Consider the following 23,722-nt stretch of genomic DNA (forward strand, 5'->3'; position numbering starts at 1 on the left):
GGGCAGCGTCTCGGGCAGCATGGTGCGCTGCAACTCGTCCGCGATGTAGGCCTCGCGTCCGTACAGCACGGCCTTGTCGATGCCGAGGGCGCTGTGCGTGGCGAGCTGGGCGGCCACCAGCAGGTCGTCCTGCTCGAAGGCGTTGCGCTCGGGCCGGCGCAGGAACAGCGCGGCACCGATCACCCGGCGCCGGCCGCGCAGCGGCGCGAGGATCGCGCGCTGCCCGTCCGGTACGGCGAACTCGCCGCCCTCACCGAGCAGCTCCGGCAGCGCGGCGCGGGCCGCGGGGGCGTCGGTGAACACCGGGCGCACGCCCCGCAGGACCTCGGCGAGCGCGCTGCCGGGCCGCACCTCGCACAGCTCGGCGCCCACGGTGTCCAGCTCGTTCGGCTCGGGCTGCGCGGCAGGCAGGAAGCCGTTCTCGGTGTCGCGCTCCGCCGGAATCCGGTCGGTGCGGCGCAGCCGCAGCACCAGCGGGCCGGTGGGCCGCTCGTCGCCGACGGGCAGCGGGTCGCGCAGATAGACCAGGATCGCGTCGGAGAAGGTGGGCACGGTGGCCCGGCACAGCCCCATCACGATTTCGTCGAGATCGATACCGCGGGCGATCCGCCGGGTGGCCGCCCCGACGAACCTGAGCCGGTCGCCGTCCCGCCGCATCGGCGTGGGGCGGCCGGGCGGCAGGCTCTGGCCGCCGCGGCGCTCCTGCGCATCGGTGTTCGGCAGTGGCCGGTCCTGTTCGTCGGCCGGCTGGACCGGGATGCCCTCGGGGGCGGGCCGCGGCCGGGGGGCCTCGCGTTCGGCGGTCTGCTCGGCACCCGACTGGGAGTGCTCGGAGGCGGGGTCGCTCACGGTGTCCTTGCCCTTGCCGAACGTCGTGGAGGTGCCCGGCTCCGACGTGCCCGGGGTGGTGTGTGCGGTCGTGACCGGAACGGTGACGTCGCCGCCGGGGCGGCCCTGTGGCGGTAACGTGCCCGCGCCGGGCGAACGCGCCGGTGTCGGGGTGTGCACGAGCGCCCCGCGTGGGTCCGCGGGGTCGACGCCCGGCTGGGGGCGTTCGAAGGAGGTCGGCTGCTCCGTCACGCGTGTCGAATCCATCCGTCCGGGGCTGCGCGCCGCGCGCGCAGTCGGTCCCGCCGAAACTCAGATACCCGGAATACATGCCCCAGGAACGGAATTCCCGCGTGGTCTGAGGTCGTTCCTGTGGCACCGGCGGGCCCGCAGCCCCCGGGGCCTGTGAACCAGGCCCAGCCGGTGTTGCCCTCGTACCCCTCGCTCACGTCCTGCCGCCCCTCGGTGACGATCGGTCAAGCTCAGCGCGTGCTCCGGTAGTTGCCGCCGCGCGCCCTTGCGGAGGACGATCCTACGTTTCTTGCCCGGGGGCGCATCAAGGGTCTCATGAGGACACTTGCGCGGGAGTGCGGTCCCAGTCCTCCGGCAGTGACGGTACCGTCCAGGACGGATCCGGGCGCCAGTGCTGCCAGCCCTCCGAGAACGGCGGCCCCCAGGCGCGGATCACCGCCACCGCGGCCCGCCCCGCCGCCCGTACCCTTTCGGCCTGCTGGTCGTCCATCAGGCCGTCCCGCCGGGCCTGCGCGAACTCGTCCTCGTCGCGCCAGTGCCAACTGCGGTCCGGGTGCACGGAGATGTCCAGAAAATGGTCCTCGGAGTCGACGCCGCCCGCCCAACGGACCAGCGGCTCCTCCAGGTTCACGTACCAGTTCTTGAACTGCCACCCCGGCTCCCAGAACAGCCACACCGACCAGGGCTCCCCGGGCCGGGCCAGTTTCAGCACACCCGTCCCGAACCACCGGTCCCGCTGCACGGTCCGGGGCTTGGTGTAGCGCGATTCCAGCGGCTCCAGGTGCACGGGGGTACCGTCGGCGAGCACAGGCTTCACGCACTCGGTGCCGGGCGCCAGCCACACGGCGAGCAGGTCCGCGTCGTCCCGGACGACGGTGACGGGACGCGCGATGTGAGGGTGTGTGCCGCCGTTCTCCCGGTACCGCCACAGGATCCCGCTCCCGGGCACCCAGAAGCCCGCCGCACCACCCGTTTCCACGCGTCTCATCGCTTCACCGTCCGCCATGCACAGATATTAGGTGCCGTAGGCATACGACGCTGCGGCGCGTGTCACGGTTCACGCGCCGGGCGTACATGTGCGGCGCATCGTCACGGGTGTGTCATCCGCAGGACATCCAGCGCCTCGTCGAGCTGCTCCTGGGTCAGGTCGCCGCGCTCCACGTACCCGCCGTCCAGGACGACCTGACGGATCGTCTTCCGCTCGGCCAGCGCCTTCTTGGCGACCTTCGCGGCCTCCTCGTAGCCGATGTACTTGTTGAGCGGCGTGACGACGGAGGGGGAGGACTCGGCGTACTCCCGCGCCCGCTCGCGGTCGGCGGTGATGCCGTCGACGGTGCGGTCGGCGAGCAGCCGCGAGACGTTCGCGAGCAGCCGGATCGACTCCAGCACGTTCTTCGCGATGACGGGCAGCATCACATTGAGCTCGAAATTCCCGGCGGCGCCCGCGGTCGCGACGGTGGCGTCGTTGCCCACGACCTGCGCGGCGACCATCAGCACGGCCTCGGGAATGACCGGATTCACCTTGCCCGGCATGATCGAGGAGCCGGGCTGGAGGTCGGGCAGGGCGATCTCGGCGAGGCCGGTGCGCGGCCCGGAGGACATCCAGCGCAGGTCGTTGGCGATCTTCGTCAGCCCGACCGCGATGGTCCGCAGCTGCCCGCTGGTCTCGACGATGCCGTCCCGGGCGCCCTGTGCCTCGAAGTGGTTCCGGGCCTCGGTCAGGGGCAGCCCGGTCGTACGGGCGACCTCCTCGATCACGGCGGCCGAGAAGCCGGGCGGGGTGTTGATGCCGGTGCCGACGGCCGTACCGCCGAGGGGCAGTTCGGCAAGGCGGGGGAGGGAGGCCTCCAGCCGCTCGATCCCGTACCGCACCTGGGCGGCGTACCCGCCGAACTCCTGCCCCAGCGTCACGGGAGTGGCGTCCATGAGGTGGGTCCGCCCCGACTTCACGACGTCGGCGAACTCCTCGGCCTTGCGCTCCAGGGAGGCGGCGAGATGGTCCAGGGCCGGGACGAGGTCGCGCGTCACGGCGGCGGTGGCGGCGATGTGGATCGAGGAGGGGAAGACGTCGTTGGACGACTGGGAGGCGTTCACGTGGTCGTTGGGGTGAACGGGCCGCCCGAGCCGCTCACTGGCCAGGGTGGCGACGACCTCGTTGGTGTTCATGTTGGACGAGGTCCCGGACCCGGTCTGGAACACGTCGACCGGGAAGTGCTCGTCCCACTGCCCCTCGGCGACCTCCCCGGCCGCCTCCTGGATCGCCCCCGCGATGTCCTTGTCCAGAACTCCCAGCTCGGCGTTGACCTTGGCCGCCGCCCCCTTGATCCGGGCCAGCGCCTCGATGTGCGCGCGCTCGATGCGCTGCCCGGAGACCGGGAAGTTCTCCACGGCACGCTGGGTCTGGGCACGCCACTTGGCGTGGGCGGGCACCCGCACCTCGCCCATGGAGTCGTGCTCGGTGCGGTACTCGGTCCTGTCCTGCTCGTCGGTCATCGACGATCACCTCCACGTGTCACAGCGTCCGCGCCGCGACCACTGTTCCCCGTGGAGGCGAATCATCACCGCCCTCGTCAGGCGAGTCCGGGACCGCGTACCGGAATGGACGTGAACGTAGGCGCCGGCGCCGGGTCCTGGAAGAAGTCGTTGCCCTTGTCGTCGACCACGATGAACGCCGGGAAGTCCTCGACCTCGATCTTCCAGACGGCCTCCATGCCGAGCTCCTCGTACTCGACGACCTCGACCTTCTTGATGCAGTCCTGGGCGAGGCGGGCGGCCGGGCCGCCGATGGAGCCGAGGTAGAAGCCGCCGTGGGCGTTGCACGCGTCCGTGACCTGCTTGCTGCGGTTGCCCTTGGCCAGCATCACCTTGGAACCGCCCGCGGCCTGGAACTGCTCCACGTAGGAGTCCATCCGGCCGGCCGTGGTCGGGCCGAAGGAGCCGGAAGCGTACCCCTCGGGCGTCTTCGCCGGGCCCGCGTAGTACACCGGGTGGTCCTTCAGGTACTGCGGCATCTCCTCGCCCGCGTCCAGCCGCTCCTTGATCTTGGCGTGCGCGATGTCACGGGCCACGACCAGCGGGCCGGTGAGCGAGAGCCGGGTCTTGACCGGGTACTTCGTCAGCTCGGCGAGGATGTCGTCCATCGGCTGGTTCAGGTCGATCTTCACGACGTCACCGGACTCGTCCAGATGCTCGTCCGTCGTCTCCGGCAGGAACCGCGCCGGGTCCCTCTCCAGCTGCTCCAGGAAGACGCCCTCGGCGGTGATCTTCGCGACGGCCTGGCGGTCGGCGGAGCAGGACACCGCGATGGCGACCGGGCAGGACGCGCCGTGCCGCGGCAACCGCACCACGCGCACGTCGTGGCAGAAGTACTTGCCGCCGAACTGCGCCCCGATCCCGATCCTCTGCGTCAGCTCGAAGACCTTCTGCTCCAGCTCCTGGTCCCGGAAGCCGTGCCCGAGCTGCGACCCCTCGGCCGGGATCTCGTCCAGGTAGTGCGCGGAGGCGTACTTCGCCGTCTTCAGCGCGTACTCGGCGCTCGTACCGCCGACCACGATCGCCAGGTGGTACGGCGGGCAGGCCGCCGTGCCCAGCGAACGGATCTTCTCCTCCAGGAACTTCATCATGGAGGCCTCGTTCAGGACGGCCTTCGTCTCCTGGTAGAGGAACGACTTGTTGGCCGAGCCGCCGCCCTTCGCCATGAACAGGAACTTGTAGGCGCCGCCGTCGGTCGCGTACAGCTCGATCTGCGCGGGGAGGTTGGAACCGGTGTTCTTCTCCTCCCACATGGTGAGCGGAGCCATCTGCGAGTAACGCAGGTTCAGGTTCTTGTACGCGTCGTAGACGCCGCGGCTCAGGGCCTCCTCGTCGCGGCCTTCCGTCAGCACGTTCTGCCCGCGCTTGCCCATCACGATCGCCGTGCCCGTGTCCTGGCACATGGGCAGGACGCCCGCCGCCGCGATGTTCGCGTTCTTCAGCAGGTCCAGCGCCACGAACTTGTCGTTGCTCGACGCTTCGGGGTCGTCGATGATGCGGCGCAGCTGCGCGAGGTGGGCCGGGCGCAGGTAGTGCTGGATGTCGTGGATGGCCTCCTCGGCGAGCCTGCGCAGCGCCTCCGGCTCCACCTGGAGGAAGGTCCGTCCGTCCGGCCCCTCGACCGTGGAGACACCCTCGGAGGTCACCAGTCGGTAGGGGGTGGTGTCCTCTCCCTGGGGGAGCAGATCGGTGTACGCGAACTCAGGCATCTCAGCCCATTCCTCACTCGACGGACGGCGGCCCGCCTCCGTCGGCGAGCGCCCACCAGCGTAGAACCTGCCGCCGACAGCGAGCTTGTGAGGTAAGGCTCAGTTCGTCACAGTCGGAGGCGACCCGGGGGTGTCGCGATCTATCGTGAGTGGGTACGCTGCTGCCGTGGACCTTCAGAAGCAGACCGCGCCCGCCGTCTTCGATCTCCGCGCCTCCGACGCCGAGCGCGACCGCATCGTCGACATCCTGCACGACGCCCTGGCCGAGGGCCGCCTCACCGCGGACGAGCACGCCGAGCGCGTCGAGGGGGTGCTGCGCGCCAAGACGGTCGGCGAACTGGAGGTCTTCATACGGGACCTGCCCGCGGCCCATCGCCGGGGCCCCGGTCACGCGCACGCCCCGGCCCCGCACCGCCCCACGGCCGGCGCCATCCCGATCGACCCCGACGACAACGTGGTCGCGGTCCTCAGCGGCGCCGTACGCAAGGGCCGCTGGCGCGCGGGCCGCCGGATCCACGCCTACGCGATCTTCGGCAGTGTCGAGATCGACCTCAGCGAGGCGCTCTTCGACCACCAGCAGGTCGTCGTCAAGTCGTTCGCGATCTTCGGCAGCGTCGACATCCGCGTCCCGGAGAACGTGTCGCTGCGCGGCATGGGCGGCGGCGTCCTCGGCAGCTTCGAGGTGGACACCCTCGACTCGGGCGATCCGGAGGCCCCCATCGTCTACGTCGACGGCTGGGCTGTCCTGGGCAGCGTCGAGGCCCGGCCCAGGCGCGGCAAACTCGTCGCGGACATCCTGGACCGGGTGCAGCGCAAGGTCGACAAGGGTTTGCGCAAACACCTGGGTCATTGACACTCGCGAATCCACCGAAACCGGCGGTTCGGAACTCAGTGCATAGGCGCGCGCACAGCGGGTAGGCCTTGCTGCATCGTCTCTCGCTCGCGAAGCCGTCGTCAGGAGTAGACCGTGCTGCAACCGCCGCATTCGTCCGTGCAGGTAGCTGCCGTTCCGGCCCCGCGGGTGCCAGCGCGAGACAGGGACCAGGACGCCCCGTGGCACACCGAGGCGGTGTGCCGGCGCGACGAGGCCGGGCTGTTCTTCGCCCCCTCCAAAGAGCCCACCGCCGCCCGGCTGTCCCGGGAGGAGGCGGCGAAGCGGGTCTGTGCCCGCTGCCCGGTCATGGTCGAATGCCGCGAGCACGCCCTGCTCCAGCCCGAGCCCTACGGCGTCTGGGGCGGCCTCACTGCAGCGGAACGCCGCGTGGTCCTGGCCCGGCGCCGCCGTCGCGACATGGAACTGAAGAAGACGGCCCGGGCGACGAACCCCATAGCGGCAGCGGGCTGACCACACGCGGCACGAAAGAGGGCGTCCCCACCGCACCGGGGACGCCCTTTCCGCGAACGGTCTTGCCCGCCGCTGTGCGCTACTTGCCCTTGTCGAAGTCGATCGCGCTGTAGGCCCGCAGCTTGCTCAGGCGGTGCTCGGAGTCGATCCTGCGCACCGTCCCCGACCGCGACCGCATCACGATCGAGTCGGTCGTCGCGGTCTCGGCCCGGTACCGGACCCCCCGCAGCAACTCCCCGTCCGTGATCCCCGTCGCCACGAAGAACACGTTCTCCCCGGTGACCAGGTCCTCGGTCGTCAGAACGCGGTCGAGATCATGCCCCGCGTCGATCGCCCGCTGCCGCTCCTCGTCGTCCTTGGGCCACAGCTTGCCCTGGATCGTGCCGCCCAGGCACTTCACCGCACAGGCCGAGATGATGCCCTCGGGCGTACCCCCGATGCCGAGCAGCAGATCGACCCCGGTGCCCTCCCGCAGGGCCAGGATCGAGCCGGCCACGTCACCGTCGGAGATCAGCTTGATGCGCGCCCCGGTGTCCCGGATCTCGTTGATGATGCCCTCGTGCCGCGGGCGGTCCAGGATCACCACGGTCACGTCCTCCGGCGTGGACCGCTTCGCCTTGGCGACCCGCCGGATGTTCACCGCCACCGGCGCGTCGATGTCGACGTAGTCGGCCGCCTCGGGCCCGGTGACCAGCTTGTCCATGTAGAAGACGGCGGACGGGTCGAACATCGACCCGCGCTCGGCGGCGGCCAGCACCGCGATGGCGTTCGTCATGCCCTTCGCGGTCAGCGTCGTGCCGTCGATCGGGTCGACGGCGATGTCGCACTCGGGCCCGGTCCCGTCGCCCACGCGCTCCCCGTTGAACAGCATCGGGGCTTCGTCCTTCTCGCCCTCGCCGATGACGACGACGCCGTTCATCGAGACGGTGGAGACGAGGGTGCGCATGGCGCGCACCGCGGCACCGTCGGCGCCGTTCTTGTCGCCGCGTCCGACCCAGCGGCCCGCGGCCATCGCCGCCGCCTCGGTCACGCGGACCAGTTCCAGGGCGAGGTTGCGGTCGGGGGCCTCGGAGGGCACATCGAGTTCGGACGGCAAGTGATGATGCTCGGTCATCGGAGCGCACCTTTCTGTACGACGACGGCCGGATGAGGGCTTTGTCGCCGACTCTATCGCCGAGCCAGCAAAATGAGCAGAGGCCCCCACGGATGAGCGCACCGGAGACCTGCGACGATAGAGGGCGTGGCAGGCACGAACGGCAAGCAGAAGACGGTGCGGGACATGATCCTCTCGATGGGGGTCATCGTCCTGGTCGCGGGCGTCATATACCTCTTCATCCCGCACGACGACAGCGCACCCGACGTCAAGCGCGTCGACTACCGGGTCGAACTGCTCACGGCGCGCCGCGCCGCCTCGTACCCCGTCGCCGCGCCCCAGGGCCTGCCCGACACGTGGAAGGCCACCTCCGTCCGCTACCAGGGCGACGACTTCGAGGCCTGGCACCTCGGCTTCCTCGATCCCGAGGGGGAGTACGTGGCGGTCGAGCAGTCCACTCAGCGGCGCCCCGTCTTCCTCGACGAGGCGACGCAGGGCGCGCGGGAGACCGGGAAGACCCAGACGATCGACGGCAAAACCTGGACCCGCTACGAGGGCGGCCGGTACGACGCGCTGGTCCTCGAGGGCACCAAGGGCTCGACGACGGTCGTGACGGGCACGGCGCCGTTCACCCAGCTCACGAAGATGGCGGAGGCGCTGCGGACGAAGTAGAGCGCCCGCGTGCACGGCGAAGGCCCCCGGCGGGTGCCGGGGGCCTTGCTCGTGCGCGGGTGTCAGACCGTCGTGACGACCTGGTCGAACTCCAGACGCGGGGAGCGCGGGTACCACGCGTCCGGGCCCGGACGGCCGATGTTGACGACCATCAGCGGGGTGTGGTCGGCGTCCAGGAATTCCTTGCGCACGCCCTCGAAGTCGAAACCGGTCATCGGGCCGGCGGCGAGACCGGCGGCGCGGACGCCGACGATGAAGTACGCGGCCTGGAGGGCGGCGTTCATGGCGGCGGCGCTCTCACGCGCGGGGCGCTCGGCGAAGAAGACGTCCTTGGCCTGCGGGAACGCCGGGAACAGGTGCGGCAACTCCTCGTGGAACTCGTTGTCCGCGGAGAGGATCGCGACCAGCGGGGCGCTCGCCGTCTTGGCCTGGTTGCCCTCGGCCATGTGCGCGACCAGGCGCTCGCGGGCCTCGGGGGAGCGGACCAGGGTGATGCGCAGGGGGGTCTGGTTGAAGGCGGTCGGGCCGTACTTGACCAGGTCGTAGATCGCCTGCACCTGCTCGTCGGTCACGGGCTCGTCGGTGAAGGCGTTGGCGGTGCGGGCCTCGCGGAAGAGCAGGTCCTGGGCGGCGGGGTCAAGAACGAGAGACATGGAGAAACCTTCTCGGGGTGTACGTCGGGTCCGGGGAGCCGGACCGGCTGACGTCTGGGACGGTACGCGAGTGAAGTTCAACGTTCAACCAAATCTGGGGTGTGGTGATTCACTTCACACCGCGTCTCTCCGCGGACCCGCCCCGCTACTCGGCGTCCTCTTCCTCCGCGGCCTCCTCCGCCAGCGCCGCGTCCAGCCGCGCCCGCGCCCCCTCCAGCCAGCGCCGGCACACCCCGGCCAGCTCCTCGCCCCGCTCCCAGAGCGCCAGGGACTCCTCCAGCGTCGTACCGCCCGCTTCCAGACGGCGGACGACCTCGATCAGCTCGTCCCGCGCCTGCTCGTACCCGAGCGTCTCGGTCACGCCCGGCGTCTCATCAACCTCGCTGGTCATCCACCCACCCTATGTGTCCACTCGTACGGAGAACTCACCCTCGGAGACCCGCGCGCGCAGGGCCTCCCCGGCCTCCACCTCACCGGGGTCGCGGACCGCGTGCCCGTCCGCCCTCTGCAACACGGCGTACCCGCGCTTCAGGGTCGCGGCGGGGGAGAGGGCCACCACGCGCGCGTGCGTGTGCGCCAGCTCCGAGTCCGCCCGGTCGAGCTGGTGCCGCAGACAGCGCCGGACACGGTCGAGCAGGTCCGCGACCTGGTCCGAGCGCTCGTCGATCATCCGGTGCGGGTCCTCCATCGACGGCCGGGCCAGCGCGTGGGCCAGCCCGCGCTCCTCACGCTCGATCAGTGCCGCCACGCACCGCCGCGCCCGGTCCCGCAGCAGGCGCACCCGCTCGTACTCCTCGCCGACGTCCGGCACGACCTTCTTGGCGGCGTCGGTCGGGGTGGAGGCGCGCAGGTCGGCGACGTGGTCCAGCAGTGGGTTGTCCGGCTCGTGGCCGATGGCCGACACCACGGGCGTCCGGCACTGCGCGACCGTCCGGATCAGCTGCTCGTCCGAGAACGGCAGCAGGTCCTCCACGCTGCCGCCGCCCCGGGCGACGATGATCACGTCCACCTCGTCGAGCGCGTCGAGCTCCTTCACGGCCTGCACGACCTGGGGCACGGCGTGCACGCCCTGCACAGGGACGTTGCGCACCTCGAAGCGCACCGCGGGCCAGCGGTGCCGGGCGTTCTCCAGCACGTCCCGCTCGGCGGCCGAGGCCCGCCCGCAGACCAGCCCGATCAGCTGCGGCAGGAAGGGCAGCGGCTTCTTGCGCTCCGGTGCGAACAGGCCCTCCCGCGCGAGGGACTTCTTCAACTGCTCCAGCCGGGCGAGCAGCTCACCGACGCCCACGGGCCGTATCTCGGCGGCCCGCAGCGACAGCTGGCCGCGCGGGGCGTACCACTCGGGCTTCGCGAGGACGACGACCCGGGCGCCCTCGCTCACCACGTCCGCCACGGCGTCGAACACCTGCCGGTAGCAGGTGACACCGACGGAGATGTCGTACGACGGGTCCCGCAGCGTCAGGAACACCACACCGGCGCCCGGCCGCCGCGACAACTGCGTGATCTGCCCCTCGACCCACACCGCCCCGAGCCGGTCGATCCACCCCCCGATGAGCCGCGACACCTCACCGACGGGCAGCGGGGATTCCGGAGTCGTGTTCACAGCCATGCCCGCGAGCGTAGTGGCCCCCACTGACATCGCCGATCAGCCGCCCGGCACACACCGGCGCGGTCATGGCGACGGCGACACGGGCCCCAGCCCCCCGCACCGACGGCACCACCGACCCGAGAGCCGGCCACACCGTCCCCCCTGCGCGGTGTCCGAGGCCTCCACGATGACCGCGACCGTGATCGCCGCTCCCACCACCGGGATCAGCATGGCGCCACCAGCTCGCGGGCCCGCCCCGGCGGCGCACCGCGAACGCGTCGCCCGGCACCGCCATCCGGCCCGCCACGAATCCGGCCCCTCGCCGAGCCCCACACGCGCGTAGGCGAACCCCGAGCCACCTTGGGGGCAACCCGGACCCTCTGGGCGTAGCCGAAGGCGGTGAACGCCGTCGTGGCTCCGTCTCCGCCTTCGTCACTCGCCGGGCCCGTTCGTCCAGTCTTCCCGGGGACTCCACACGGACGCGATCTTCGACCCGCCGAACGCGGCCTTACGATGGGACGCATGTCTGCTTCGCCTGGCCGCCGTGTCCTGCTCGCCGCCCCCCGTGGCTACTGCGCGGGTGTGGACCGCGCCGTGATCGCCGTCGAGAAAGCGCTGGAGCAGTACGGCGCTCCCGTCTACGTCCGGCACGAGATCGTCCACAACAAGTACGTCGTGCAGACCCTGGAGAAGAAGGGCGCGATCTTCGTCGAGCGGACGGAGGAGGTCCCCCCCGGCAACATCGTGATGTTCTCGGCGCACGGCGTGGCCCCCGTCGTCCACCAGGAGGCCGAGCGCGGCCGCCTCGCCACCATCGACGCCACCTGCCCGCTGGTCACCAAGGTCCACAAGGAAGCCGTCCGTTTCGCGGGCGAGGACTACGACATCCTCCTCATCGGCCACGAGGGCCACGAGGAGGTCATCGGCACCTCCGGCGAGGCCCCCGACCACATCCAGCTGGTCGACGGCCCTGGCGATGTCCAGAAGGTCGAGGTCCGCGACCCGTCCAAGGTCGTCTGGCTCTCCCAGACCACGCTGTCCGTCGACGAGACCATGGAGACCGTCGACGCCCTGAAGGAGAAGTTCCCACAGCTCATCTCCCCGCCCAGCGACGACATCTGCTACGCCACGCAGAACCGCCAGCTGGCCGTGAAGCAGATGGGCGCCGAGTCGGACCTGGTCATCGTGGTCGGCTCCCGCAACTCCTCCAACTCCAAGCGCCTCGTCGAGGTCGCCAAGATCGCCGGAGCCCGCGCGGCCTACCTCGTGGACTTCGCCGACGAGATCGACGAGGCCTGGCTGGAGGGCGTCTCCACCGTCGGAGTCACCTCGGGCGCCTCCGTGCCGGAAGTGCTGGTCGAGCAGGTCCTGGAGTGGCTCTCGCAGCGCGGCTTCGAGGACGTCGAGATCGTCAAGGCGGCCGAGGAGTCCATCACCTTCTCCTTGCCCAAGGAGCTGCGCCGCGACCTGCGCGAGGAGGCGGCCGCGCTGGTCGCCGAGCGCGGCGGCGTCGGGGCCGGTGAAAATTCCGGGGAGTGATCGGGAAGGGCCGGGCGGCGACCGCCGTCCGGCCTGTGACCGTCAGTCGTACGTCGTAACGTAGGGCCATGCAGATCTTCGGTGTGGACATCGGCGGATCCGGGATCAAGGGTGCCCCGGTGGACCTGGACAAGGGCGACCTGGCGCAGGAGCGTCACAAGGTGCTCACCCCGCACCCGGCCACGCCCGACTCAGTGGCCGACGGCGTCAAGCAGGTCGTCGACCACTTCGGCTGGAGGGGGCCGGTCGGGGTCACGTTCCCGGGCGTGGTCACCGACGGAGCGACGATCCGTACGGCGGCGAACGTCGACGACAGCTGGATCGACACCGACGCGCGTGCGCTGCTCGGCGAGCGGCTGGGCGGCCTCCCGGTGACGGTGGTGAACGACGCGGACGCGGCGGGCGTCGCCGAGATGAACTTCGGCGCCGGCCGACACCGCCGGGGCACGGTGATCCTGCTGACCCTCGGTACGGGCATCGGCAGCGCGGTGTTCGTCGACGGCGTCCTCGTGCCCAACACCGAGCTGGGCCACCTGGAGCTGGACGGGCACGACGCGGAGAAGCGGGCCTCCAGCAAGGCCCGTGAGGACCACGACATGACGTGGGAGCACTGGGCCGCGCACCGCGTGCGCAAGTACCTCGCCCATGTCGAGATGCTGTTCTCGCCGGAGCTGTTCATCATCGGCGGCGGTGTCAGCCGCAAGGCCCACAAGTTCCTGCCCCACATCGAGGGCATCAAGGCGGAGATCGTCCCGGCGCAACTGCAGAACAACGCGGGGATCGTGGGGGCGGCGATGCGGGCGGCGGGCCGCTAGGCCGACCGGGCCTGGAGGCCGGGTGTCACACCGGCGGACGGGCCCCGGCCGCCCGTCGCCGGCGCACCAGCCGGATCCGCCGGACGATCACGATCAGCCCGGCGATCAGGGTCCCGCCGTACAGCCACCCGGCCTGCGTGGCGAGAGCCGTCACCAGCCCCATCAGCTTGCCGGCGGTCCCGCCGTCGCCGTCGGCCACCGGCAGCAACCCCACGGCGAACGCGATCGGCACGACCACCGGCGCGGTCATCAGGTCCGCCCGGCGCACCCAGAGGGCGGTCAGCGCGCACACCGGCAGGAACAGCACGCCGTACGCCGTCAAGGACGTTCCGAACAGGACCGCGCAGACCATGCCGAGCAGGAACATCACCCCTGCGCAGAACAACCCGCTGCCCAGCCCGGTCAGCCGCGGGTTCGGCATCCGCCCCGGTGCCGGTGCCGGCGCGGGCCGCCGTACCGGCGCCGGACGGCGCTGTGGCCCCGGCGGCCGGGCCATGCGCGCGGGACCGGCGCCCACGCCCCGCTTCACCTGCGGCGGCAGGGGTGGCCTCGGCCGGTCACGTCGCGTTCCGTACTGGGCAGATCGCGTCCTGTATTGCTCCACTGCACCAACTTAGGTCGTTCAATATGCCGAATAGGCCGTCAGACACGCCGTGGATCGAGCTTGGCCAAGCGTTCGATACGTCGCCGGGGCGGTTCCGGGCACGCCGTAGACTGGTGGATCGGCCGGTCCCCTGGCCCCCTGGCCCTCTCCACTCACGGGAAGTCGCAACGTGTCGCTCACGATCGGAATCGTCGGTCTGCCGAATGTCGGCAAGTCGACCCTGTTCAACGCCCTGACCAAGAACGACGTGCTGGCGGCCAACTACCCGTTCGCCACGATCGAGCCCAACGTCGGCGTGGTCGGCGTCCCCGACGCCCGGCTGACGAAGCTGGCGGAGATCTTCAACTCGCAGCGGGTCCTCCCGGCGACCGTCGACTTCGTCGACATCGCGGGCATCGTGCGCGGCGCGAGCGAGGGCGAGGGCCTCGGCAACAAGTTCCTCGCGAACATCCGCGAGTCCGACGCGATCTGCCAGGTCATCCGCGCCTTCAAGGACGAGAACGTCGTGCACGTGGACGGCAAGGTCTCACCCAAGGACGACATCGAGACGATCAACACCGAGCTGATCCTCGCGGACCTCCAGACCATCGAGAAGGTCCTGCCGCGCCTGCAGAAGGAGTCGCGGATCAAGAAGGACATCGCGCCGAAGGTGAAGGCCGTCGAGGAGGCCAAGGAGATCCTCGAGAAGGGCGACACGCTCTTCGCGCACGGCATCGTCCAGGGCAGCGAGCGCGCGGAACTCCTCCACGACCTGCACCTGCTCACGACCAAGCCCTTCCTCTACGTCTTCAACGTCGACGAGGACGAGCTGACCGACGAGGACTTCAAGAACGAGCAGCGGGCCCTGGTCGCCCCCGCCGAGGCGATCTTCCTCAACGCCAAGCTGGAGGCGGACCTCGCCGAACTCGACGAGGACGAGGCCCTGGAACTCCTCCAGTCCGTCGGCCAGGAGGAGCCGGGCCTGGCCACCCTGGCCCACGTCGGCTTCCGCACCCTCGGGCTGCAGACCTACCTCACGGCAGGCCCCAAGGAATCCCGCGCCTGGACCATCAAGAAGGGCGCCACGGCCCCCGAGGCGGCCGGTGTCATCCACACGGACTTCCAGAAGGGCTTCATCAAGGCGGAGGTCATCTCCTTCGACGACCTGGTGGAGACCGGCTCGGTCGCGGAGGCCCGCGCCAAGGGCAAGGCGCGCATGGAGGGCAAGGAGTATGTGATGCAGGACGGGGATGTGGTGGAGTTCCGGTTCAATGTCTAGCGGGTGACGTAGCACCACTTCGCTGATCTGACAAACATTCAGGTCACAAGGGGTCTGACTCTTCGGGGTCAGACCCTTGATTTTTTACCGTGCTGGATGGGTGCTGGATTTTCTGACCTCTCGCCATCTGTCATCACCCCTCATATCTGTACCGTGCTGGATTCGTGCTGATGCCTGCGCATCGCTGGGCACGCAGGGGCGTGTGTGTGCGCGCCGAGGTTCGCTGACCCGGTCGCTCGGCCGGTCAGCACACATTCTTCACAGGCTTGACGGCCGTTACTGAAACAAATCTCGCCCCGCCCGACGTTGTTGATCTTCTATGAGCTGTTTCACGGCCGAGGCCCGGTAAGTAGTCTGCCACTGCCGGGTCAACTGGACATCCGTGCCTTCTTCCCGTCGTACACCGAAACGTGCCGGCGAACGGATCGGCTGCTGTTCAAGCTGCGCGACGATGCATACGTCCGACGGGCGATGAACGGATCGATCGCCGGCAAGTTCACTGCGACCGCCCTGAACGGGTTGACACTGGGGATCATGAGCCGTGGTGCTCGATCAGCTGTGTGGCGGCTTCGTGGGCGGTGTCGGCGGCACGCCGTACGGCGGCGACGGCCGCTTCGAGTTGAGGAACGTCTGCACCGGAGTTGAGCGCCTTGACTGCCTGGTTGAGATTGCTGCCGGCCCAGCCGAGCCGACGTCGGCTGTCGAACAGGGCTGTGATGACTTCGCGTTCGTCGGCGATCTCGGCGCTGGTGCGGTTGAGGTCGCGGGCGGCGGCGAGCGCGGAGCGGGCGAGGAACCCGGCGACGGACAGATCGCACTGGGCGGCCTGCCGCTCGGCCTCGGTCAGGTGCACGTCGCGTCCCTGGAACCTTCGCCCTGCTCCACCAGTCCAAACGCCTCGCCATCCGGTGGGAACGACGCCTCGAACTCCACGACGCCTTCCTCTCGTTGGCCTGCAGTCTGATCTGCTGGAGATACCTCACGAGTGGTCAGCCGAGGAAGAAGCCGCCGCAAGGCGAGCAGAGTCGTTCACCCTCCTCTTCCCAGCATGCGTTCGAAAAATACGATATATAGACCAATCGCAAACGGATTGGTGATAAACCGCATCTTTCGGGGGTTGATTCAATGCCTGTAACACCACAAATGGGCAACTTCGCTGGAAAATGAGGCGAATGCAACCAAGATACCGCACCGAAAGAACGTGACGCGCTTCACATCCCATACGGAGCGTGAGCGGAATCTCTCACTCCGTCACCCGTATTGCCCCCTTAATCCCATTCTTAGATAACCGCGAATACATCAGAGAGTCGCTGCCGGTAAGCGAGGCTTGACCGGCGAAGTGCCGAAAACGCTGGTCGAGAATGAACTCCCGGTATACAGTCCTGATCACCGCCGGGAATTGTCCATCGCATTGCATGTCTGTGCGACGACAGGATTCGCGCGCCACGAATAGGGGATTCCTGCGTATAGCGAGATCCAACGGTTTGGTGTTCCGTGAGATCCGATGACTCAATGACCCAATGGGGAGAAAAATGTTTCGCAAGCTGCGCATGCGCCATCTTGTAACTGTGGCAATTGCCATGCCCACCGCAATGATGCTCGCCTCCGGTAGTGCGCAAGCCGCCGGAAACACGACCGTTGCCTACACAGCCGATGGGGGCAGCATTATTGGAGGAAAGGCGATCTTGTATGGCAACTCGAGCCCGGAAAGACTTCGGGCCTGCGATACAGAGACGGATGGCCACAGCGTCATCGCCATAGTGACGTGGAACGATAACGGCCCTCACGGTGCGGAAATCGTAGACTCTGATGGATCGTCCGATTTCTGCGATAACAAGCCCGGGAATATAAAGGTAGTGCAGATACCGGAGCGAACCGGGTACGTGGTTACGGCGTGCCTTTACGAGTCGGGATCCAAGAAGAAGTGGGCCTGCAACTCTGAGTCAGGTTCGGCGTGATCAAAAGCCTCTCCACTGATGTTAACTCAGATGCGCCCAGCTAAAGCGCGTACTCATCACTGAAACAAGAAAGGAACGGCTATGGTCAAATCGTTCACCCGGATTGCAGTTGTCGGCGCATCCCTCGCCTTGGTCTACGCTGGATCTACGCCAGCCTGGGCCGCGGATGATGTGGAAGTTCAGTGGGACAATAAGGTGATATCCCTTTCCGCTGGGCGAGGCGACATGGCCTTCCACGACGATGGTGACGTTTTCGAGGTCTGTGACACCAAAGCGGATGGCGCGGGTGTCACTGGCTCTGTGTACGAGAGGGACCCCGTAACGATGAATGTCAAGAAGGTCCGGTCCGTCAGTGATGGCGGAGACGCTGGCTGCGGCAAGATCAGCGACTACGACGTCGGCAGATGGCAGGTTTACATGCTCCTTGACAGCCATGCTGCTGGTGTACCCTCCGTAAAATCAGAGTGGTTCACCGAGTAAGCCACAGAGTTAAGGCTATCTTCAAGTGGCCTGGCGGCTCCGCGTCCATCAGGGACATGGATGGGTCCTCGGACTTCTGTGATAACAGGCCGGAAGGCATTGAGCGACAGAATGTGCCGGAAGGCAAGAAGATCGAAATCGCCGTATTCCTGTACGAGAAGTCCATCCGGCACGAATGGGATTGCGGATACGGTTTCAGCGAATCGTAATCTCCTAAGGCTTGCCCCGTAAACGATCTCCGCCTCGGTCGGCCGCCAAGTGGAATGGTCTTGGCGTGACTGGTGTGATCACGGCGTCGGAGCCGTCCTGGACAGCCCCTTTCTCCGGGTTGAGCCCGCGCAATTTCGGGAAGTTGATGACCGCGCTGCGCCGCGAGGGTGCGGATCCGATGCGGCGGGGCCGGCCGTGGGGACTGCCCCTGGAAGACCGGGGGTTGCTGGGCGGCGTACTGGCGCACCAACCTGACACTGCGCCAGCTCGCCCCGTTCGTTGGCATCTCGAAGTCGGCGGCCTACCGGCTAGGTTTGGCGGGTTGGGACTCGGCAACTGTTCCGCAGCATACGGGGCAGGGGGAGATGTGGCTGAAGACCGGGCAGGGGGAGATGTGGCTGAAGACCCAGAGCGTCGACAGAGGTCCGAACGGGCATCGGCCATCGGATGTGTGATGGGGTTCGCAATTCTGGTGGCAGCGGTCGCATGGACGATGATCTTTGGTCGCTAGCGTGTGTTCGGTGAACTCGCTTTGATCTAAACCTGGTGCCGGGGGTGGCCCTTTCGCCCCACCCGTGGCATTCCCCAAGCCTCTGCCTCAATTCTCAAAAACCTCGATAGGTGATCCAGGGATTCCCCTGCGAATACCTGCTGACACTATGAGTCACCGCTGCCGTCGTCTGCATACAGTTGGGCGGTCATCGCCAGGACGCGGTCACCACGGGGCCGGTGCGAAACGGTCGATCAAGACGACTGTGGACATTTACGGCCACCTGGTCCCCGAGGCGTGGGATCGTCGTCGAGACGTCATGCAGAACGCCATGCGGCCGGTGGTGACAGACTTGCAGGGGTCTGCTTCCGCAGCGTGACGTGCTGGATGTGCTGGATGAGTCCCGACGGTGCTGGATCGGTGCTGGATACGGGCAGCCAGATGGACGGTTTCGCCGGTGGGGCGTTGTGCTGAACGTTCCGCTTCAACGTGTGCATTCCACACGTCGACCGCTCGGTGCTGGGTGCCACCGGTCAGCTCGGTCGAGCAGCGCACGCGAGGAGGTGCGGGCGCGAGGCGGGCGTGGCTGACCGACGCGTAAGTGAAGGCCACCGGCAGCAAGCCGGAGAGCGTGTGGGTGACCGTACAGGAGATCGCCACCGACAGCTGGCCGATCGGTGGCGAGACGCTCGCCGCCCGGGGGTCAAGCGCTGATCACCAGGGCGCCGGCAGGACCGCGGCTCGGCACCGGCCCGTCCGCGCGTCCCTGCCGACCGGACCGGGGACCGGATCACCTGGCGACGAAGACCACTCGGAACATCTTCGGCCACCATTTGCCCGTGAGCAGGAACTCATCGGTGCCGGGGACGGCGGCGATGCCGTTCAGCACCTCGGCGTGCTGCTGCTCCTTCGAGGTCAACAGACCTGAGGCATCGATCTGAGCGGTCACCGCGCCGGTGCCGGCGTCGACGCGCACGATCCGGTGGGTGGGCCAGACATTGGCGTACACACTGTCGCCCACGCATTCCAGCTCGTTGAGCCGCGGCACCGGACGGCCGTGGAGGGTGACGAGGAGTTCACCGGTCGGGGCCAGCGTCCGCGGGTCCCGGAAGGTCAGCCGGGCGGAACCGTCACTGGTGACCAGCCGCCCGCGTCCCGGCTGGTGGCATACTCCCCAGCCCTCCTGCGCGTAGGGGAGACGACGCAGCTCGGCCAGGGTTCCGGTGTCCCGTTCGATCGCGATGTGGTTCCGCCAGGTCAACTGCCACAGCGTGGGTCCGACGACGGTGATCCCCTCCCCGAACAGCGGTGCCGGCAGGTCGGCACGGACGGTGGGAGGCCGGCCGGGCGGGCCCAGACGGATCGACGACTCGCCGGCCATGCCGGTCCCCTCGTAGAGTGTCCGCCCGGCCATCTCGAGGCCCTGCGTGTAGGCCTTCGGGTCATGGGGCAGGACCTCGAGGATCCTGACCCCGAGTTGCTCGACCCGCCCCGCGGCGGACCTGGCAGTGGGCCGCGTCGGCGCCGGTGAGCGGCCGTCGGCCTCACACGAGGTCAGCAGTATCGCGCCCGCCAGGGCCGCGGCCGCGAGGGCCCGGAGCGCCAGGAGCGCACGCATCCGCGCGGACCAGGCCATCGGCCGGGAGACGCGAACCGCCGCTCCGAAACCCCGGCGCCAGTGGACGCCGGGGTGGCGGCGAGACCCCTGCCGGACGCCGACACCCGGGTCGGCCGTACGGTCCTCGGCGTCCGTGGCGTTCCCCGTTCGATCAGTGATGCTCGCCGCCGTCCTTGGCAGCCGCCGAGGCGGTGTCCTTCCCCGTCGGCGCGGTCGGCGCGGGGAAGGCACCGATCGTCGCCGGCCTGCCGCGGCGGAGCGGGAGCCGGAGCGGGAGCCGGAGTCGGAGTCGGAGTCGGAGCGGGAGCCGGAGCCAGTCTCGGCGTCCCGAGGTCCTGGGCCGGTACTCGTACCCGTAGCCGTACTGCTCGCTGTCGCGCTTGGCGGGCATCATGTTGAGGACGCTGCCGAGCAGCGTCGTGCCGATGTCTTGCAGGGTGCGCACGGCGTCGGTGAGCTGGCCCCGGGTGCTCTTCGCGTACCGGGCCACCAGCAGGTAGCCGTCGACCGCCGAGGCCATCGCCGGTGTGTCCGCCACCGGGAGTACCGGCGCGGTGTCGATCACCACGTGGTCGAACCTGTCGGCGAGCGAGCGCACCACGGTGCGGAACTGCGCTGAGCCCAGCATCTCCGCCGGGTTCGGCGGCAGCACCCCGCTGGCCATCACCGAGAAGGAGCCCGCCGACTGCATCACGTCCTCGGCGTTCGCCTGGCCGATCATCACGGTGGTCAGTCCCGCGTCCTGTACGAGGCCGAGCGTACGGGCCACGCTGGGGCGCCGCAGGTCCGCGTCGACGAGGCAGACCGAGGAGCCGAACTCGGCCAGGGCGGACGCCAGGTTGACCGAGATGCTCGTCTTCCCCTCGCCGGGCACCGCGCTGGTGACCGCAATGACCTTGGGCGGAGCGTCGATGTCGACGAACCGGAGGCTGGTGCGCAGGCGTCTGAAGTCTTCCGCCCGCCGGCCGAACGGGTCGTCGTCCGTCGCCACCGGTTGCCGGGAAACACTCTGGTCGAGGACGACGCTGCCGAGTACGGCCGGTCCACCGGTGTCGGCGAGACACCGGGTCAGGTCGCTGCGGCTGCGCACCGAGGTGTCCAGCGACTCCCGCGCGACCGCCAGGCCGGTGCCGAGGGTCAGGCCGGCCACGAGCCCGAGCGCGAGGTTGAGCACCGGGTTCGGGGAAGCCGGCGCGTTCGGTCTGTTGGCGGGCTCGGTGATGCTCAGCCGGACGGGAGAGAGCCGGGCGCCGTCCGGTCGCTCGATCTCGGCGATGATCTCGGCGAAGCGGTGGGCGATCGCGTTGCTGATCCGGGCCGCCCGGGACGGATGTGTGTCCGTGACGGTGATCTTGAGAAGTACCGTTTCGAGGGGTACCTCCGTAGTGATCTTTCGGGCCAGTTCTGAGGGCGTCATGTCCAGGCGCAGAACCTTGGTGACCGACTTGGTCACGTAGGGGCTGGTGACCACTTCCGCGTAGGAGCGGACGCGCGCCTGGGCGAAGGAGTTGCCCTGATTGAGCTTGACCGTGTCGTCCCAGTCCTGAAGAGACACGAAGAGCGTCGAGGTGGCCCGGTACTGCGGTGTGGTGGCGTTGGTGACGAAAGCGCCGACCGCTGTTCCCAGCAGGCCCAGCGCCGCGATGGTGCGCCAACGCCTGACCAGGAATCGAAGGTAGTCGGACAGATCCAAGGTATCCATCCCAGGTGTGCAAGTAGGCAGCTATATAGGGCATTCACTAACTTAGTGATCATATCCGCGATATCTGGTAAAAACGTGCAGGAGTGATGGCCTTCCGCTGAGGTGGCCGGAGCCGTGTGCAGCCATCCTTCGCATGCGCGTTCGGTGACCGCTCACCCGTCACCGAACGCACGGGGTTCCGTCGGTCACGTTGTGGCGTGCCGACGGCGACGGGGGGTCGGGCCGGTCCGCACGGGGACGGTCGTACGTCCGCCTCGCGGTGTTCGGTGTTGCTCCCAGTACCGGATGGAGGCGGTCGCGGCCGCCATCGGTCGGCTCCCGTCCGGCCGATTTCACGAAGCGGTACGGGAGCCTGGATGTCCGGCACAGCGTCGGCATCCATGCCGCCGGGGAGGGAGATCAGCCGACGCACGGACCGTTCGGGAGCACCGTGGCCCGCAGGGGATGCACCAGCGGCTGACGCAGCACGAAGGGAGGCCGGTCCCAGGGCCGCTCCAGCAAGTGGAGTACGAGGGTGCGCGTGCCGCGAGCGGGCAGCTCGACATCGAGGGTGAAGACCGGATGCCCCCGCTCGGCGCCGTGGCCGACTTGAGTGGGGCGGCCGTCCAGGGTGGCACCGGACAGGGTGGCCTCCGCACTGGCGTAGTAGGACACCAACAGGCGGTTGTCACCCGGCCGGGTGTCATAGCGGGGGGCGTCCACCCGCTGGACGACGTACGGCGGGAGTCCCCGCACCGGAGCCCGGTTGGTCAGGCGGACGGTCACGGTGACCTCGCGTCGGCCGCCGACGCACCGGCCCGGTGCCCACACGAGTCGGCGGTCGAGGTAGTAGTCGAGCTTCGTACCCGCCGCATTGTTGACGACCAGTCCGGCCAGCGGAGCGGATCCTTCGGGCAGCGCCCCGCCGAACGACCGCGCCAGGAGTTCGCGCTGCTCCGCGGGATGGGCACTCCACACCTTGATCCGTCCCTCGCCCAGCTGCCGGTGCAGTGCCGAGAAGAGGTCGGCTCGGCGCGCGGGGTCGGCCGAGGCGCCGAGCAGCCGGATGGCCACAGCACGCGCCACGTCGAGGAAGTACGCCTTGCGCTGCCTGAAGTTCGGGTGGAGCGCGTAGCTGGAGCGCTCGCTGAGATCCACGACGTTGTGGGCGGCGACGACGCTCCCGTCGGGCAGTCGGGCGGGGCCGGAGGCGGCGAGGAGCCCGGAGACCGCACCGGGGTCCAGGCCGAAGGCACCGTCCACGGTCTGGCCACTGTGCCGCTGCCACGCCGCGGTCCAGATCCGCGCCGCGTACGGGAAGTGCGGGCTCATGTTGGAGTTCACCCAGGTGCGCGTCGGGGCGTTGGGGCCGTAGAGCCCTTCGTACTCCGCCCCCAGGTCGATGTCCGCATACGCCTCGCTCAGCTCCGTGTCGTTCCCGAAGTGCTCGAAGCTCAGTCGGCCCCGGTCCGCCCTGAGCACCGCGAAGGCTCCGGGGAGCCCGCCCGTGCCACGAGCTTCGGCGGTGTTCTCGAACACCGCCAGATACCGCCGCGGTCCGTCCGCTCCGAGCATCGAGGGCATCAACCGGGCGGCCGCGGCGGCATCGTGGGTGAGAGGGGCGATCCGATCGAGCTGTCGGGCGAGTTCGGTGCGCGCCCGGTCGGCGGCCGGCAGCCAGGTGCCGTGCGGGAGGTCGTCGACATCGGCGCGGGCCTGTGACGCGCTGCGCGAGGCCTGTGCGAGAAGGGGAGCCACACGGCGCAGCGCGGCGAGATCCAGGTGTCGGCCGTCGTCCGTCCCGCTGGAACCGAGTTCCGGGACGGTGCGCGCGATCGGGGAGAGCACGTCGTGGGTCAGCCGGTCGGAGGCCTCCGCGATACCGCGTACGGTACGAAAGGGGCCCCCGACAACGGGCAGATGGGCCGCCGGGAACCAGGCGGGTCCGGTCGTGAGCCGATGCGCCCGGGCGGCGTGGCCGGCGGCGCTGCGCACCGCGTCCTGCGCTGTCGCGGCCCGCGTCGTCGGCGGGCCGGCCGCGGTGGCCGGGGCCGCCGCGGGCTGCGCGAGGTGCTGCCGCCGCAGCGTCTCCAGACTGCGCTGGGCGGCCAGCAGCTCATTGCGGGCGAGCACTCCGGTGACCGCGATCCAGACGGCACCGGCCAGGAGCAGTCCGGTCGCGGCGTACAGCGGCATCCTGACACGACGGTCGCGCAGCCGGCGGACGATGGCGACGGGCAGGACCCGCTGCTTCCACCGACGCAAGATCCGTCGCGCCCTCTCCGCACCGGGCGGAGATTCCTGCACACGCGACGCACCCCGACGAGGTTCGGACATCTGGTGTCACTCCCTGGCTGATCTCGGTCGTGGGTCTTGTGGCCCGCCCTTGGGCAACGC

General features: G+C 69.1%; 19 protein-coding genes and 2 pseudogenes. 8 read left to right on the top strand and 13 right to left on the bottom strand.

The window, feature by feature from the left end; translation table 11 throughout:
- The 4 genes and pseudogenes from ACWD1U_RS11010 to ACWD1U_RS11025 all read right to left on the bottom strand — a co-directional run.
- A pseudogene (locus ACWD1U_RS11010) lies at positions 1 to 1,095 on the bottom strand (serine/threonine protein phosphatase); the annotation flags it as partial.
- Between the two features lie 298 nt (positions 1,096 to 1,393).
- Positions 1,394 to 2,086 (bottom strand): cytidylyl-2-hydroxypropylphosphonate hydrolase, encoded by a 693-nt coding sequence (gene fomD / locus ACWD1U_RS11015; RefSeq protein ID WP_451106437.1) that lies wholly within the window; start codon positions 2,084 to 2,086, stop codon positions 1,394 to 1,396.
- Between the two features lie 83 nt (positions 2,087 to 2,169).
- On the bottom strand, positions 2,170 to 3,573 hold the full coding sequence (locus ACWD1U_RS11020) for a class II fumarate hydratase (RefSeq protein WP_451106439.1): 1,404 nt from the start codon (positions 3,571 to 3,573) through the stop codon (positions 2,170 to 2,172).
- A gap of 77 nt (positions 3,574 to 3,650) precedes the next feature.
- The gene (locus ACWD1U_RS11025) at positions 3,651 to 5,321 is read right to left on the bottom strand and encodes a fumarate hydratase (protein ID WP_451106441.1); all 1,671 of its coding nucleotides are present in this window, start codon (positions 5,319 to 5,321) and stop codon (positions 3,651 to 3,653) included.
- A 166-nt stretch (positions 5,322 to 5,487) separates the two neighbouring features.
- Here ACWD1U_RS11025 and ACWD1U_RS11030 point away from each other — a divergent pair, with 166 nt between their 5' ends.
- Together ACWD1U_RS11030 and ACWD1U_RS11035 are read left to right on the top strand one after the other, a co-directional pair.
- Entirely contained in the window at positions 5,488 to 6,174 is a 687-nt protein-coding gene (locus tag ACWD1U_RS11030) for a DUF1707 SHOCT-like domain-containing protein (RefSeq protein ID WP_451106443.1), read from the top strand.
- Between the two features lie 114 nt (positions 6,175 to 6,288).
- Positions 6,289 to 6,666, top strand: a complete 378-nt coding sequence (locus ACWD1U_RS11035; RefSeq protein WP_451106445.1) for a WhiB family transcriptional regulator — start codon at positions 6,289 to 6,291, stop codon at positions 6,664 to 6,666.
- 79 nt (positions 6,667 to 6,745) lie between these two features.
- Here ACWD1U_RS11035 and glpX read toward each other — a convergent pair whose 3' ends face one another.
- Positions 6,746 to 7,780 carry a class II fructose-bisphosphatase gene (glpX, locus tag ACWD1U_RS11040; protein WP_451106447.1) on the bottom strand — a complete coding sequence of 345 codons (1,035 nt, stop codon included), beginning with the start codon at positions 7,778 to 7,780 and terminating at the stop codon, positions 6,746 to 6,748.
- A 126-nt stretch (positions 7,781 to 7,906) separates the two neighbouring features.
- On the opposite strand from glpX, the gene ACWD1U_RS11045 reads away from it, so the two are divergent.
- The gene (locus ACWD1U_RS11045) at positions 7,907 to 8,431 is read left to right on the top strand and encodes a DUF4245 domain-containing protein (protein WP_451106449.1); all 525 of its coding nucleotides are present in this window, start codon (positions 7,907 to 7,909) and stop codon (positions 8,429 to 8,431) included.
- A 62-nt stretch (positions 8,432 to 8,493) separates the two neighbouring features.
- Here ACWD1U_RS11045 and ACWD1U_RS11050 read toward each other — a convergent pair whose 3' ends face one another.
- From ACWD1U_RS11050 to xseA, 3 genes are all read right to left on the bottom strand, one after another.
- Positions 8,494 to 9,084 carry a malonic semialdehyde reductase gene (locus ACWD1U_RS11050; RefSeq protein ID WP_451106450.1) on the bottom strand — a complete coding sequence of 197 codons (591 nt, stop codon included), beginning with the start codon at positions 9,082 to 9,084 and terminating at the stop codon, positions 8,494 to 8,496.
- A gap of 145 nt (positions 9,085 to 9,229) precedes the next feature.
- Complete coding sequence (locus ACWD1U_RS11055; protein WP_451106452.1) at positions 9,230 to 9,475, bottom strand: exodeoxyribonuclease VII small subunit; 246 nt, start codon at positions 9,473 to 9,475, stop codon at positions 9,230 to 9,232.
- A 9-nt stretch (positions 9,476 to 9,484) separates the two neighbouring features.
- Positions 9,485 to 10,693: an exodeoxyribonuclease VII large subunit gene (gene xseA, locus ACWD1U_RS11060; RefSeq protein ID WP_451106454.1), complete on the bottom strand. Its 1,209-nt coding sequence runs from the start codon at positions 10,691 to 10,693 to the stop codon at positions 9,485 to 9,487.
- Between the two features lie 492 nt (positions 10,694 to 11,185).
- Between xseA and ACWD1U_RS11065 the strand changes: the two genes are divergently transcribed.
- Together ACWD1U_RS11065 and ppgK are read left to right on the top strand one after the other, a co-directional pair.
- Entirely contained in the window at positions 11,186 to 12,211 is a 1,026-nt protein-coding gene (locus ACWD1U_RS11065; RefSeq protein ID WP_451106456.1) for a 4-hydroxy-3-methylbut-2-enyl diphosphate reductase, read from the top strand.
- A 68-nt stretch (positions 12,212 to 12,279) separates the two neighbouring features.
- Positions 12,280 to 13,026, top strand: coding sequence for a polyphosphate--glucose phosphotransferase (gene ppgK / locus ACWD1U_RS11070; RefSeq protein WP_451106458.1), 747 nt, complete (start codon positions 12,280 to 12,282; stop codon positions 13,024 to 13,026).
- 25 nt (positions 13,027 to 13,051) lie between these two features.
- Here the strand turns inward: ppgK and ACWD1U_RS11075 are convergent, their stop codons facing one another.
- Positions 13,052 to 13,630, bottom strand: a complete 579-nt coding sequence (locus tag ACWD1U_RS11075; protein WP_451106459.1) for a DUF6542 domain-containing protein — start codon at positions 13,628 to 13,630, stop codon at positions 13,052 to 13,054.
- A gap of 169 nt (positions 13,631 to 13,799) precedes the next feature.
- Here ACWD1U_RS11075 and ychF point away from each other — a divergent pair, with 169 nt between their 5' ends.
- On the top strand, positions 13,800 to 14,888 hold the full coding sequence (gene ychF, locus ACWD1U_RS11080; protein WP_451106461.1) for a redox-regulated ATPase YchF: 1,089 nt from the start codon (positions 13,800 to 13,802) through the stop codon (positions 14,886 to 14,888).
- A 532-nt stretch (positions 14,889 to 15,420) separates the two neighbouring features.
- Here the strand turns inward: ychF and ACWD1U_RS11085 are convergent.
- On the bottom strand, positions 15,421 to 15,741 hold the full coding sequence (locus ACWD1U_RS11085; RefSeq protein ID WP_451106462.1) for a mobilization protein: 321 nt from the start codon (positions 15,739 to 15,741) through the stop codon (positions 15,421 to 15,423).
- A 1,186-nt stretch (positions 15,742 to 16,927) separates the two neighbouring features.
- Here ACWD1U_RS11085 and ACWD1U_RS11090 point away from each other — a divergent pair.
- Both ACWD1U_RS11090 and ACWD1U_RS11095 read left to right on the top strand, forming a co-directional pair.
- Entirely contained in the window at positions 16,928 to 17,326 is a 399-nt protein-coding gene (locus tag ACWD1U_RS11090; protein WP_451106464.1) for a hypothetical protein, read from the top strand.
- A 274-nt stretch (positions 17,327 to 17,600) separates the two neighbouring features.
- Positions 17,601 to 17,847 (top strand): annotated as a pseudogene (locus ACWD1U_RS11095) (transposase family protein); the annotation flags it as partial.
- A 969-nt stretch (positions 17,848 to 18,816) separates the two neighbouring features.
- Here ACWD1U_RS11095 and ACWD1U_RS11100 read toward each other — a convergent pair.
- The 3 genes from ACWD1U_RS11100 to ACWD1U_RS11110 form a co-directional block, all read right to left on the bottom strand.
- Positions 18,817 to 19,662: a glutaminyl-peptide cyclotransferase gene (locus tag ACWD1U_RS11100; RefSeq protein WP_451106465.1), complete on the bottom strand. Its 846-nt coding sequence runs from the start codon at positions 19,660 to 19,662 to the stop codon at positions 18,817 to 18,819.
- Positions 19,663 to 19,795: 133 nt separating this feature from the next.
- Positions 19,796 to 21,346, bottom strand: a complete 1,551-nt coding sequence (locus ACWD1U_RS11105; protein ID WP_451106467.1) for a polysaccharide biosynthesis tyrosine autokinase — start codon at positions 21,344 to 21,346, stop codon at positions 19,796 to 19,798.
- Between the two features lie 399 nt (positions 21,347 to 21,745).
- On the bottom strand, positions 21,746 to 23,590 hold the full coding sequence (locus ACWD1U_RS11110) for a DUF4012 domain-containing protein (protein ID WP_451106468.1): 1,845 nt from the start codon (positions 23,588 to 23,590) through the stop codon (positions 21,746 to 21,748).
- Positions 23,591 to 23,722: the final 132 nt, after the last annotated feature.

The sequence above is a fragment of the Streptomyces sp. NPDC002788 genome (assembly GCF_053592115.1).